Origin of the sequence: Pannonibacter phragmitetus (genome assembly GCF_050510895.1) — a bacterium.
GTDB classification, from domain to species: Bacteria; Pseudomonadota; Alphaproteobacteria; order Rhizobiales; family Stappiaceae; genus Pannonibacter; species Pannonibacter phragmitetus_B.
Map to the genome: position 1 here is coordinate 3,417,945 of NZ_JBNINT010000001.1, position 13,553 is coordinate 3,431,497.

Sequence of the window (13,553 nt, forward strand, 5' to 3'; positions counted from 1 at the left end):
CTGCTGTTTTTGGGTCAGGCAGCCGCCACCTTCGTCAGGAAGCCTTCGATTTCCCTGCGAAGCAGGTCTGTATGGCCCGCCAGATCGGCGGAAGCGCCAAGCACATGATCGGCGGATTCTGCCGTGTGATCGACGGTACGGGCCAGTTCGTTCATGTTGCCCGCAACCGACTGCGTTCCAGCGGACGCTCTTTGCACATTGCGGGAGATTTCCGAGGTCGCAGCCCCCTGCTGCTCGACGGCAGAGGCAATGGCGGAGGTGTAGCTGTTGACTTCTTCCATGGTGCGGGTGATGGCGCCAATGGCATCAACAGCTTCTTCGGTGGCGGACTGAATGGCCGCAATCTGCCCGGCAATCTCTTCCGTTGCCTTGGACGTCTGATTGGCCAGCCCCTTCACTTCAGCCGCCACAACGGCAAAGCCCTTGCCTGCTTCACCTGCACGGGCGGCCTCAATCGTCGCATTCAGTGCCAGCAGGTTTGTCTGCTCGGCAATCGCCTGGATGAGCGTCACCACTTCACCAATCTTGGCCGCAGACGCTGCAAGGCTTTCGACCTTTTGGTTGGTGATCCGGGTGCCTTCGGTCGCCTTGCCGACCACACCTGTGGTCTGCCCCACCTGACGCCGGATTTCTCCGATGGAGGCAGAAAGCTCCTCAGCAGCGCTTGCCACCGTCTGGACATTGCCGCTGGTTTCGTGGGTGGCAATTTCGGTGTCGCTTGCTCGCGCTGCACCAGCACGGGCAAGATCGGCCAGCTTGCCAGCCGTTCCCGTCAGTTCCTGTGCCGTTTCACCTGCTGCATTCAGCATGGACTGGATCTGGTGGCGGAAGCCGCCGATCAGATCCTCCATGCGCTGCTGACGCTCCTGACGCTCCTGACCGGCACTGGCCTCGGTTTCGGCAAGGCGGCGGCGCTCGATCGAACTTTCCCGCAGGGTGGCGACGGCCTTGGCCAACGTGCCGATCTGATCCGGCCGCTCGGTGAAGGGTACATCTGCGTCAAGATCGTCTGCCGCGATCTGGCCCGTCACTTCTGCCAGTTTCGTTACAGGCGCCAGCAGATGCCGCGATGCGAACACGGCAACGCCAACAGCCACCAGAAGGACAGGCAGTACAGCCATGCCAAGGCGGGTCATCATCGTATCGACACCAGCCATGATCTTCGTGCGCTCGACCCCGGCATAAAGGATACCAACCGGCGTACCACTGGAACTCACGACCGGTGCATAGATGGTGAAATAGGGCTTGCCGAGGATGACCGCCTCACCACGGTAGGTCTGCCCCTTCATCACCACCGGATAGACCGCACCGTTCTGGCCCAGCGGTGTACCCACTGCCCGGTTTCCATCCGCCTTGATGATGTTTGTCGTCTTGCGGATAAAGTCCCGCTGCTGCGCGTCCCAGGCGAAGACCGTCGCCGTCTCACCCGTCATACGGCCGACTGCATCGATCATGTCATGGGCGGCGAACTCCGGGATGGCATCGGCCTGAATCCGGCTCACATTGCCATCCGCTGCCCATGTCACCTTCACCCCGGGCACATCCCGCTCAAGGATCGTCGCCGCCACTCGCAGGCTGGCGTTCTGCTTGGCAACAGCATCGTCTGCCGCACCATTGACCATCACCGAATAAACAATCGCCCCAACGACAGCGAGCGAAGCGGCAACCATGACGCAACTCGTAACGGCAAGGGCTGCCGAGATGCGCAAGCGGGAGAAGGGATTTTGCATCGAAGATGGCCTATAGGGAGTAATACTGAGGCCACTATCCGTTAGTCTATTTAACGTCGCGTAAAAAAGGAAACATCTGTCTCGGGACCGCACACATATAGAAATTTCCCCGCAATTAGGCGCGCCCCGGGATATTTGCGTATTATTACGCAAATATCCCGGTATTTTCACCGTGACTAATACGATGAAACTCGGCCCTCAGACATGCTGGCCGCCATTGATGTGGATCTCTGCACCCGTGACGTAGGAGGAAGGACTGCTACAGAGAAAGTGAATTGTATCAGCGACTTCAGCCGGCTGCCCAAGGCGCCGCAGAGGCAGGCCCTCCACCAGCTTCTCCGTTCCCGGTGACAGGATCGACGTATCTATTTCCCCCGGCGCAATAGCGTTGACACGGATGCCATGAGGTCCGAAATCAGCTGCCATTTCGCGCGTTAGCGAGGCGAGCGCAGCCTTTGAGGTGGCATAGGCGGTTCCGGCGAAGGGATGCACTCTGACGCCTGCAATCGATGTGACATTGACGATGGAGCCCTGAGCGGCCTTCAGCTCGGGAAACAGCCCCCGCGCCAGCGTGATGGGCGCGAAGAAATTCACCTGGAACACCTGGTGCCACACATCGAGCGGCGTAGAGAATGAATCCAGCCGCTGCCCACCCTTGTCCTTGGGGCTGATACCGGCATTGTTGACCAGCGCATTGAGACGCGAGCCGTCGGCCCTCAGGCGGCTGCGGATCTCCTCGATCGCACCGGCAAGGCTCGCCGGGTCGGCCAGATCGACCTCGATGTGATCCTCAGGCCCCGACGGCCAGGGGCATTTGTCCGAAAAGGGGTGGCGCGAGCAGGTGATCACCCGCCAGCCGTCGGCAGAAAAGCGCTTCACCGTGGCGTAGCCGATGCCACGGCTTGCCCCCGTGAGCACGAGAACCCGGCGCGGAGCGGCGGCAGATGTGACAGCTTCACTCATGATTGGCCTTTGACGGAAAGATGCACTAGATAAAGTTGACTTGGCGTGGAAACTTTAGTTTATCCCGCCGGTCGCGTGATAGCCAGATGGTCCATGAAAGGCCCATGGCAAGCTGTGCCGTAACCCAGACAAGTCCGGTTCATGATCATCTGTTCCTGCAATGTGTTGTCCGACAAGCAGCTGCGTCAGGCGGCCGAGGAGATGCGTGCAGATCCGGACGCCCGGCTGCCCACGCCTGGCGCCGTGTTCCGCAAGCTCGGCTGCCGGCCGCGCTGCGGCGGATGTTTCCCGAATGTCATTGATATCATTCACCAGAACGCCGATAAGGCGGGAAGAAAAGCGGCAGCGCCACTGGAAGGCGAGCCAGAAGACCGCTAAAATCAACAAGCACCACTGAGAGAGAGGCTGCCATGAAGGGCGATACCAAGGTCATCGAATATCTGAACAAGGCCCTGCGCCATGAGCTGACGGCCGTCAACCAGTACTGGCTGCATGGACGCCTGCTGGAAGACTGGGGCTTCACCAAGCTCGCCAAGAAGGAGCGCGAGGAATCCATCGAGGAGATGCAGCACGCCGACAAGCTGATCGAGCGTATCCTCTTCCTCGAAGGCCACCCGAACCTGCAGACTCTGGACCCGCTGCGCATCGGCCAGTCCCTGAAGGAATGCGTCGAGTGCGATCTGGCTGGCGAATACTCCGCCCGCGCCCTCTACAAGGAAGCCCGCGAAGTCTGCCACGAGGCTGGCGACTATGTGACCATGGCCCTGTTCGAGCAGCTGATGGCAGATGAGGAAAGCCACATCGACTTCCTCGAAACCCAGCTCGAACTGATCGAGCGTATCGGCATCGAGCGCTATGGCCTGCTGCAGGCAGAGCCGGCGAACGCTGCCGAGTAAGGCAGGCGGAAATCCGATGTATCTTTCGACCCCGGTTCCGGCCCACGCCGGTGCCGGGGTTTTGCTTGGTCCGGGCAAAGAAAAGACGGGCCGGCCGCCGGGCCTCCGATCCACCGGCAGGGACTTCCGTCTCCCCTCGGCATGACCTAATCTGAAGGCGTCAAATCACCTCCGGGAACCTCTTTCCATGAATATCGACCTGCTCCGCCGCCTCTGCGAAACTCCGGGCGTGCCCGGCCATGAGCACCGGGTCCGTGCCCTCATCGAAGCCGAGATCAAGGATCTCTTCGACGAAGTGCGCACCGATGCCATGGGCTCGCTGCTGTGCCGGCGCGATCCGCGCAAGAAGTCCAAATCACCGCTGAAGGTGATGCTGCTCTGCCATATGGACGAAATCGGCTTCCTTGTTTCCCACGTGACGGACAAGGGCTTCGTCCATGTGCATCCGGTCGGCGGCTTCGACCCCCGCAACCTCTTCTCCCGCCGTGTCCTGGTGTCCACCGACAAGGGCGATTTCAAGGGTGTGATGAACCCCGGTGGCAAGCCGGTGCATATCTCTTCGCCGGAAGAACGCAAGAAGGTGCCGGAGCCGGATGAGTTCGTCATCGACATGGGCCTCGGTGAGAAGGCGAAGGACATTGTGCGCATTGGCGACATGGTGACCATGGACGAGCCCTTCCTCGAAATGGGCGACAGCATCGTCTCCAAGGCGCTGGACAACCGCATCGCCTGCTGGCTGGGCATTGAGGCCATCCGCGCACTCGGCAAGTCCAAGCATGAGTGCGAGATCCACGTGGCCTTTACCGCGCAGGAAGAAGTGGGCCTGCGCGGCGCCCGCACGGCGGCCTATGCCATCAAGCCGGACATCGGCCTTGGTATCGACGTGACACTGGCCTGCGACACGCCGGGTGTGCCGGAGCAGGACCGCACCACGGTGATGGGCGGCGGCTTCGGCCTGCATGTGAAGGATGGTTCCTTCATTGCCGACCGGGCGCTCGTCAGCGAAATCGAGGACCTGGCCATCAAGGAAAAGATCCCCTACCAGCGCACCATGCTGCGCTCGGGCGGTCAGGATGGGGCAGCCGCCCAGCAGGCCGCGGCAGGTGCCCGCGCCGTCGGCATCGTGGTTGGCACCCGCTACATCCACACGGTCACCGAGATGATTGCCCGCAAGGATCTGGAAGCCGCCCGCGACATCATCGCGGCTTACCTGAAGAGCGTCTGATCCAGTGCCAGCCGCAGCGGTAACACGCTGCGGCTGGTTCTTTTGCCTGCGGGCTTGCCATCGGACGGCGGGCACGTATACTCGCGCTGCTTCCAATCCGGACTGCGGGATGAAACTGCCGTGACCCTGGCACCTTGCATCGCAAACATGACTGGCACCGCGCATGAGCTTTGTGCGCGCCGGTTTGCCGTGCGCCGTCTCCGCAACACCGCAGCGCAGGGCTCCGCCTGCGGACGATTTAGCCGCTCGGCCTGAGCCGGGCGCACGCACCTTTTCGCACCTGCCCAGCTTCTGGCCGCCGTCAGGCCTGCTGCCCGTCACATACCTGTGGCATGGCTGTGGCATCGCCTGCCTTTTCTGCTAAAAGACCCGCAATCCTCGCATTTGCCTCAAGCCCGTGGCCCGCTCCGGCGGCCACAGCCAACCAACGACCGAAGAGCTCATGTCCGATATCGACAGCCTGTACTCCGAGATTTCCGCAGCCATCGCTGCGGCGGCAACCGAGGCCGCCCTTGAGGAGGTGCGCATTGCCGCCCTCGGCAAGAAGGGCAGCATCTCCGAACTGATGAAGACGCTGGGCTCCATGAGCCCGGAAGAGCGCCAGAGCAAGGGCCCGGCGCTGAACAGCCTGAAGACCCGCGTCGCCGACGAAATCACCGCCCGTAAGGAGGTGCTGAAGGAAGCGGCCCTTGAGGCGCGCCTTGCCAGCGAGCGGGTGGACGTGACCCTGCCGCTGCGCGCCGCCCCCGCCGAGACGGGCCGCGTGCATCCGATCGCGCAGGTGATCGACGAATTGACCGCCATTTTCGCCGACATGGGCTTTGCCGTTGCCGAAGGCCCGGACATCGAGACGGACGAGCTGAACTTCACCGCGCTGAATTTCCCGCTCGGCCACCCGGCGCGCGACATGCACGACACGTTCTTCTTCAATCCGAAGGAGAACGGCGAACGGCTGCTGCTGCGCACCCACACCTCGCCGGTACAGATCCGCACCATGCGCTCGCAGACCCCGCCGATCCGCGTCATCATTCCGGGCCGAACCTACCGCTGCGACAGTGACCAGACCCACACTCCGATGTTCCATCAGGTGGAAGGCCTCGTCATCGACAAGGGCAGCCACATGGGCCACCTGAAGTGGATCCTTGAAGAGTTCTGCAAGGCCTTCTTCGAGGTGAATGACATCAAGATGCGCTTCCGCCCGTCGTTCTTCCCCTTCACCGAGCCGTCGATGGAAGTCGACATCCAGTGCGACCGCTCCGGCGCGGAGGTGAAGTTCGGCGAGGGCAATGACTGGCTGGAAATCCTCGGCTGCGGCATGGTGCATCCCAATGTCATCCGCAACTGCGGACTGGATCCGGACGAGTATCAGGGCTTTGCCTGGGGCATGGGCATCGACCGCATCGCCATGCTGAAATACGGCATGCCGGACCTGCGCGCCTTCTTCGATGCCGATGTGCGCTGGTTGAAGCATTACGGCTTCCGCCCCTCGACCTGCCGACCCTGTTCGGCGGCCTGTCGAGCTGAGACCTGATTTTCTGACTGCGCCGGGCGCCCCCGAGGGCGGCAGCCAGGCGGCAACAAGATGAGATTGCACCGATGAAATTCACCCTGTCCTGGCTCAAGGAGCATCTGGAGACCGAGGCAACGCTGGACGAAATCGTCGAGCGCCTGACCATGATCGGCCTCGAAGTCGAGGAGGTCACCGACCCGGCGGTCAAGCTCGCGCCTTTCCGCATCGCAAAGGTCGTCTCCGCCGAGCAGCACCCGAATGCGGACCGTCTGCGCGTGCTGAAGGTGGACAATGGCTCCGGCACCCTGATGCAGGTGGTCTGCGGCGCGCCCAATGCCCGCACCGGCCTTGTCGGCGTGCTGGGCCTGCCGGGCGATTATGTACCGGGCCTTGATGTCACGCTCTCCGTCGGCAAGATCCGCGACGTGGAAAGCTTCGGCATGATGTGCTCCGAGCGCGAGCTGGAGCTGTCGGAAGAGCACAACGGGATCATCGACCTGCCGGAAGATGCACCCGTCGGCATGTCCTATGCCGATTACCTCGGCCTCAATGACCCGGTGATCGAGATCGGCCTGACGCCGAACCGTCCGGACTGCACGGGCGTCTACGGCATTGCCCGGGATCTGGCAGCGGCCGGCCTTGGCAAGCTGAAGGAGCGCAAGATCACGCCGGTGCGTGGCAGCTTCCCCTGCCCCACGAACGTGACGCTGGACTTCGGCGATACGGATGCCCTGTGCAAGGCCTTCGGCCTGCGTCTGGTGCGCGGCGTGAAGAACGGCCCTTCGCCGAAGTGGATGCAGGACCGGCTGAAGGCCATCGGCCTGCGCCCGATCAACGCGCTGGTGGACATCACCAACTACATGACCTTCGACCAGGCCCGTCCGCTGCATGTGTTCGATGCCGCCAAGGTGGCTGGCAATCTGGTGGTGCGCCGGGCGAAGGAGGGCGAGGAGATCCTCGGCCTCAACGGCAAGTCCTATCAGCTCGACGGCAGCATGTGCGTCATCTCCGATGACAAGGGTGTCGAGTCCCTTGGCGGCATCCTGGGCGGTGAACATTCCGGCTGTGACGAGACCACCGTGGACGTGCTGATCGAGTCGGCCCTTTGGGACGAGAACGGCATTGCCCGCACGGGCCGCAAGCTCGGCGTCAACACCGATGCGCGCTACCGTTTCGAGCGCGGCGTCGATCCGGACTTCATGATCCCCGGCCTTGAAATGGCAACGCAGCTGGTGCTCGACCTGTGCGGCGGCGAGGCATCCGAACTCGTCACCACCGGCACCGTGCCGGAGAACGTGCGCATCATCGAGTTCCCCTATGCGGAAGTGAAGCGCCTGACCGGGCTGGAGGTTTCCAAGGTGGAAATCAACATGATCCTGAAGGCTCTGGGCTTCTGGGTCACCGGCCAGGGCGACGTGGTGCGCGTTGCCCCGCCGAGCTGGCGTCCGGACATTGAAGGCAAGGCGGACCTTGCCGAGGAAGTGGTGCGCATTGTCGGCCTCGACCGCGTCGCTCCCGTACCCCTGCCGCGCTCCGGCTCTGTTGGTGCCAAGGTGCTGACTACCGGCCAGATCCGCCGCTCCCGCGCCCGCCGCACGCTGGCCGCACGCGGCATGGACGAAGCGGTCACATGGTCCTTCATCTCGAAGGATCAGGCAGAAGCCTTTGGCGGCGGCAACCCCGCTCTGGAACTGGCCAACCCGATTTCGGCTGACCTTTCCAACATGCGCCCCAGCCTGCTGCCCGGCCTCATCGCCGCTGCCCAGCGCAATGCCGACCGTGGCTTTGCCGATGTGGCGCTGTTCGAAGTTGGTCAGATCTTCGTGGACGACACGCCGGAAGGCCAGCGCATGGTGGCTGCCGGCATCCGCCGGGGCACTGCGAAAATGTCCGGCGGCGGCCGCCACTGGACGGGTGCAGCCGGGAGCGTTGACGTGTTCGATGCCAAGGCAGATGCCGAAGCCGTGCTCGCCGCCATCGGTGCGCCGGTGGACAAGCTGCAGGTCTTCACCGATGCTCCGGGCTGGTTCCACCCGGGCCGCTCCGGCGCGCTGAAGCTGGGTCCGAAAGTGGCGCTGGCGATGTTCGGCGAGATCCACCCGCGCACCCTCGGCCTGATGGATGCGGAAGGCCCGATGGTCGGCTTCGAGATCCATTTCGACGCCGTGCCGGAATCCAAAGCCAAGTCCACCCGCTCCAAGGGCGCGCTGGACGTGGCCGATCTGATGCCGGTGCGCCGCGACTTTGCCTTCGTGGTGAATGCGGATGTGAGCGCTGACAAGCTGCTGAAGGCGGCCAAGGGTGCCGACAAGGTGCTGATCAGCGACGTTGCGCTGTTCGATATCTACGAAGGCGCAGGCGTTGGCGAGGGCAAGAAGTCGCTTGCCATCGACGTGACCCTTCAGCCGAAGACCAAGACGCTGACGGAAGAGGAAATCGAGACCGTGGCGAAGAAGATCGTCGCTGCCGTCGAAAAGGCCACCGGCGGCACGCTGCGCAGCTGACCGGGATAACCCCTGAAACAACAAGAAAGCCCCGCCGGAGACTGCTCCGGCGGGGCTTATGTTTTTGGCGGAACGGCCACTGATCCTTGCAGACCCGCCTTGTGCCAAGCGCGCTGGCAGGAAGACTTAGGCTTCTTCCTCCGGCAGAACCAGTTCCACCCGCACGAGGCCGCGCAGGGAGTTGCCCACATAGACGGGCGCGCCGGAGAAAAGATCGCCCCGCGTCAGGTCTGCTTCTGCGGCGAGCCGTTTGTCCAGCAGCGCCGCACGGAGTGTTCCGGGCAGCACGCCATGCCTCAGCGCCGGTGTGAGCAGGTGGCCATGACGGGCGATGAAGAGGTTGGTGAAGCTGCCCTCTGTCAGGAAGCCGTCCTCGTTCTCAAACAGGATCTCTTTGAACCCAGCCGCCATCGCCATCTTGAGGCTCTCGTCATACAGAGCGCGCCGGGTGGTCTTGTGGAAGAAGAACCGGTCCTCAGCCGAAGTGCGCGTGGACGAGAGGGTAACGGGCCACACTTCCCCCGGTGCCGTGGGCACGAAGTCCGCATGGGTGAGCGTCACGGTTCCATCCGCTGACAGCAACAGCCGCACTCTCTGCGGCCCCGTGAAGCCCTTGGCCAGTTCCTCAAGCTGCGCCTCGATGCTGTCCGGATCGCAGGTAAAGCCGAAATAGCGAGCACTGTCTGTGAGCCGCTCCTGATGCCGGGCAAGCAGCAGATAGCCATCCTCCGGTGTCCAGCCCAGCGTCTCGATCAGCTCGAAACTCTCATCGGGCGCCGTCAGAAAGCGCAGCTTCAAAAGGCATTCGTCATACTCGGGCGCTGCACCGGAATCAAACACCACCCCCGAGCCGATGCCCGCCTCACCCGTGCCGTCCTCTTTCAGCACCAGCGTGCGGATAGCGACGTTGAAGCTGAAATCGCCAGAGGGCGCGATGGAACCGATGGAGCCGGTGTAGACGCCGCGCGGCCCCGTCTCCTGCGCCCTGATGATCTGCATGGCGCTGAGCTTCGGCGCGCCCGTGATCGAGCCGCAGGGAAACAGGCCTTCGATGATCGCAGGAAGCGCCATGCCCGGCAGCAGCCGGCCAGAAACGCCGGTGACCATCTGGTGCAGGCTGCGGTAACGCTCCACCGCAAAGACATCATGCACGGCAACCGAGCCAGCCTCCGTCACCCGTGACAGGTCATTGCGCATGAGATCGGCGATCATGACATTTTCCGCCCGCTGCTTCGGGTCGCTGGCGAGACTTTCGGCAATCGCGGCATCTTCCGCAGTATCACGCCCGCGCGGGGCGGTGCCCTTCATCGGCCGGGTGCGCAGCGCTTCGCCCTTGCGCTCAAGGAACAGCTCTGGGGACAAGGAGACGATGGCCCGGTCGTCAAGCTTGATGAAAGCCGCATAAGGCACCGGCTGGCGGCGCAGCAGCCGGGCAAACTGCGCTTCCACCGGCCCGTGATGGGCAAAGCGGGCGCGCATGGTGAGGTTGGCTTGATAGATATCCCCCACCGCCAGATGATGCTGCACGGCGGCAAAAGCCTCGGCGTAGCGTGCCCGGTCCATGTCGTAGCTGAAACCGGAAACAGACGCCTCCGCTCCGCAGGACGCCTGTGCCAGCAGCGCAAGGGCCTCCGTCAACGTCAGTTCCTTCGGCGCATCGTAGACGCCGAACCAGCCCAGGAGCTCACCCGTGTTCTGATAATTCGCGGCCAGCTTCGGCTCGAAGGCGAAGCCGAACTCATAGGCAAAGAACCCGGCCAGATGCGCGCCGCCCTGACGTGCCGCTTCCAGCTCAGCCAGAAACGCCTGCGCTTCCTCCAGTTTGTGACATGTGAGCACACGGCGCGGCGCAGCAAATAGCTTCGCCCTGCCCGTCTTCAACGCATCCACCAGCAGCACCGTGCCATCGGGCAAAGGTGCAGAGAGGTTGCCGGGGTCTATCGCGTGAGTGCCGTTCAAGGGAGCATCCGTCTGGTATGGAGGCGGATACATGCCGCGCTCATACCGCTAGGGCAAGCCCCAAAGCGGCATTCCATCCTGCTTCTGCGCCAGCCCCCAGCAGAAAGGCCATGTGCCGGGTCAGTACCACACCCCAAGCCCGCGTGCGCGGAAGCGCGGCTTGCCAATATTCGGCACGAAGGACTTGCCGGCCACCGGTGCACCATGGTCGAAGACAAGCGGGTCACCATGGGCTGCCAGTTCGCGCAGGCGCTGCACACGCTCTTCGGTCTTGGGGTGAGTGCGCAGGATTGAGGGCTCGGGAATACGTGCGCCCGGCAGGGCCATCGCTTCCCACATACGGCCCTGCACACGCTCCAGCTTCAGCAGAGCAAAGGCAAGACCATCCGGGTCGCCGGTCAGTTCGGCAGCGCCCAGATCGGCATCGAATTCCCGCGTGCGCGACAGCGCCAGCTGCAGCAGTGTGCCCACAGTGGGCGCGGCCATCAGCAGCACGATGAGCACCCATGGAACGCCTGCGCCACCTGCAATCATCGACGGGATATGGAACAGGAACAGGAGCAGCCCCACGAAAGACATGGAGGAAGTCAGCCGCGCCACGATATCGGCCAGCGCCATCACCCGCACATCGCCATTGCGGATGTGGCTGACCTCATGCGCCATGACGCCCGCAAATTCGCGCAAGGTAAGCCCTCGGATCAAACCGTCCGTCACGCAGACGGCGGCATCTTCCGCCCGGCCTACGGCAAAGGCATTCATCATCCGGCTCGGCACGTAATAGAGCTTGGGCACGGCCGGCAGGCCTGCCCGGCTGGCGAGCACCGTCAGAACCTGATGGCCCTCGGGAAATACATGTTCCGGCAAATGCCGCGCCTTGTAGAGCCTCAGCACAAGCGCGGGCGACACATTCATCGCTCCGTAAAGCATGAAGCCGCCGCCTGCCAGCGCCCACAGCACGCCCGTCTGCCCGCCCAGCACATAGGCACAGACCACAAGCAGCGTAAGGCTGCCGGCGGCGAGGAATGCCGTGTGCAACCGGTTTTCAAATCCGCGCCGCCTGCGCAGCGCCGCATCAAGGACTGTGTTCTGGCTCATGAGAAATAGGTAGGCGCATGCGCTGCCAATGTCATCCCCTGACGTCACCCCCGCTTGCTGAGGCCTGCCTCACGCGGCAAAGGCGCCATGGGCTCTGCTGTCTTCGGTTTCCAGCGCATCGCGCAGCTTTGCCGCCTGCGCTTCCAGCTCCGCCAGTCCCTGCTGCAACGAGGAGGCCGATGCGCCGAGGCTGGCTGTCAACGCAAAGAGAGCCCCGGTCTCTCCGGCAAGGCGGCTGTTGTCATCCAGCACATCGCGGGCGGTTGCTTCCAGACGGGTGGCCGTTTCTTCCTGTGCGGAGATCGCACGGGCGATATCTGCCGTGCTTTCATCCAGCGTGCCCATGATGGACGTAATTCCGCCAATGGCCTCGACCGCGCCCTTGGTCTCAGCCGCGATGGCATTGATCTGAGCGGTGATGTCGCTCGTTGCCTTGGCTGTCTGGGTGGCGAGATCCTTCACCTCCGAGGCGACAACGGCAAAACCGCGCCCGGCAACACCTGCGCGAGCGGCCTCGATGGTGGCATTGAGCGCCAGAAGATTGGTTTGCCCGGCAATGGCCTGGATCATGCCCACGACCTCTCCAATGCGGCCCACGGAACCGGCCAGGCTGGTGATGCGCTGGCTGGAGACTTCAGTGCCGCGCGCCACCTCGGAGATGGCACCCGATGCCCCAGCGACCTTGCGGGCGATATCGCTGGCAGAGACTGCCAGTTCGCCCGAGGCATTGGCGATCCGTTCGATCCGGCCCGATGTGGCGCTGCCGGTGCCGCCCAGACCAGCGCTGCCTTGCGCGCCATCTCCGATGCGCAAGGCCAGAGCCGCAGCCTGACGGCGTAAATCCGAGATCTGACCCGAGATCAGCGCCAGACCAGTTTCCAGCTCGGCCCGTTTCAACGCAGAGGCAGCCGAGGGCTGCAGCTCAGGTTGCGGCGCGGGACTGACTGCGACTGGCAAAGGCACGACAGACATGGAAGGTTCTGGCACGGAAGGCTCTGGCTGTCGCACCGCTGCCAGCTGCGCCTCAAGCGCGCTGATGCGCGACTGGGCACTGGCCAGTTCTGCGTAGTCCGCCTGCTCCAGACGCTCAAGATGCGCAAGGAACCGGCAAATCGCGCCTGTGAAGAGCCCGGTCACGGCCACATAGGCGAACACCTGCGGCCAGCCGCTGCCCTCGGGTGGAATGGCCCAGGGATAAAAGGCAGCGGCCAGAACATGCAGCGCAGCACTTGCCGTGCCGTAGGCCGCCGTCATCCGCCAGTCCAACCCGGCCGCCAGTACTGCCAGCAGCAGCAGTCCATAAAGCTGCGCAAGGTTCTGCCAGGCGATGAAAGCCGGATCATCCGTGAGAGAAGCCATCAGAAGGAGCGACAGGCAGGCCATGACAGCAGCAGCCACCATGCGGGCCGCCGTGCCCTGCTCCGCCCGCAGCCACAAGGCCGTGGCGCAGGCCCCCAGAATGAGCGCGGCGCCCGAAACCATGGAGGCCGAAGTCTGGGGGTTTAACCAGCCAGCCGCCGTCACGGCCAGAACATTGGCCCAGAGGAAGAACATCAGCAGCCTGAAGCCTGCTGCACGCAGGCTGTCGTAGCGGATCATGCCGTTCTCGCCTTCAGCGCGCCTCGAGGGTGCGCTCGCAGCAGCCGTCATCCGGCAGCGGTTTTCACAAGG

At 63.4% G+C, this 13,553-nt stretch carries 9 protein-coding genes and 1 pseudogene; 5 read left to right on the forward strand and 5 right to left on the reverse strand.

Translation table 11 applies throughout. From position 1 onward, the window contains the following. Positions 1–14: 14 nt before the first annotated feature. On the reverse strand, positions 15–1,730 hold the full coding sequence (locus tag ACQB61_RS16300) for a methyl-accepting chemotaxis protein (protein ID WP_430513468.1): 1,716 nt from the start codon (positions 1,728–1,730) through the stop codon (positions 15–17). A 198-nt stretch (positions 1,731–1,928) separates the two neighbouring features. Then, a complete protein-coding gene (locus tag ACQB61_RS16305) occupies positions 1,929–2,693 on the reverse strand; it encodes an SDR family NAD(P)-dependent oxidoreductase (RefSeq protein WP_430513469.1) in 765 nt (254 codons plus the stop codon). 141 nt (positions 2,694–2,834) lie between these two features. Here ACQB61_RS16305 and ACQB61_RS16310 point away from each other — a divergent pair, with 141 nt between their 5' ends. The 5 genes and pseudogenes from ACQB61_RS16310 (at position 2,835) to pheT (ending at position 8,828) form a co-directional block, all read left to right on the forward strand. Beyond that, on the forward strand, positions 2,835–3,071 hold the full coding sequence (locus tag ACQB61_RS16310) for a (2Fe-2S)-binding protein (RefSeq protein WP_334252313.1): 237 nt from the start codon (positions 2,835–2,837) through the stop codon (positions 3,069–3,071). Positions 3,072–3,103: 32 nt separating this feature from the next. Next, complete coding sequence (bfr, locus tag ACQB61_RS16315; protein WP_430513470.1) at positions 3,104–3,589, forward strand: bacterioferritin; 486 nt, start codon at positions 3,104–3,106, stop codon at positions 3,587–3,589. A gap of 187 nt (positions 3,590–3,776) precedes the next feature. Beyond that, on the forward strand, positions 3,777–4,814 hold the full coding sequence (locus ACQB61_RS16320) for a M42 family metallopeptidase (protein WP_430513471.1): 1,038 nt from the start codon (positions 3,777–3,779) through the stop codon (positions 4,812–4,814). A 442-nt stretch (positions 4,815–5,256) separates the two neighbouring features. Next, positions 5,257–6,338, forward strand: a pseudogene (gene pheS / locus ACQB61_RS16325) (phenylalanine--tRNA ligase subunit alpha). Positions 6,339–6,410: 72 nt separating this feature from the next. Next, positions 6,411–8,828: a phenylalanine--tRNA ligase subunit beta gene (pheT, locus tag ACQB61_RS16330; RefSeq protein WP_430513472.1), complete on the forward strand. Its 2,418-nt coding sequence runs from the start codon at positions 6,411–6,413 to the stop codon at positions 8,826–8,828. Positions 8,829–8,954: 126 nt separating this feature from the next. Here the strand turns inward: pheT and pabB are convergent, their stop codons facing one another. The 3 genes from pabB to ACQB61_RS16345 form a co-directional block, all read right to left on the reverse strand. Next, the gene (gene pabB, locus ACQB61_RS16335) at positions 8,955–10,787 is read right to left on the reverse strand and encodes an aminodeoxychorismate synthase component I (RefSeq protein ID WP_430513473.1); all 1,833 of its coding nucleotides are present in this window, start codon (positions 10,785–10,787) and stop codon (positions 8,955–8,957) included. Between the two features lie 120 nt (positions 10,788–10,907). Then, positions 10,908–11,882 carry a zinc metalloprotease HtpX gene (locus ACQB61_RS16340; protein WP_430513474.1) on the reverse strand — a complete coding sequence of 325 codons (975 nt, stop codon included), beginning with the start codon at positions 11,880–11,882 and terminating at the stop codon, positions 10,908–10,910. A 69-nt stretch (positions 11,883–11,951) separates the two neighbouring features. Next, positions 11,952–13,481, reverse strand: coding sequence for a methyl-accepting chemotaxis protein (locus tag ACQB61_RS16345; protein ID WP_430513475.1), 1,530 nt, complete (start codon positions 13,479–13,481; stop codon positions 11,952–11,954). Positions 13,482–13,553: the final 72 nt, after the last annotated feature.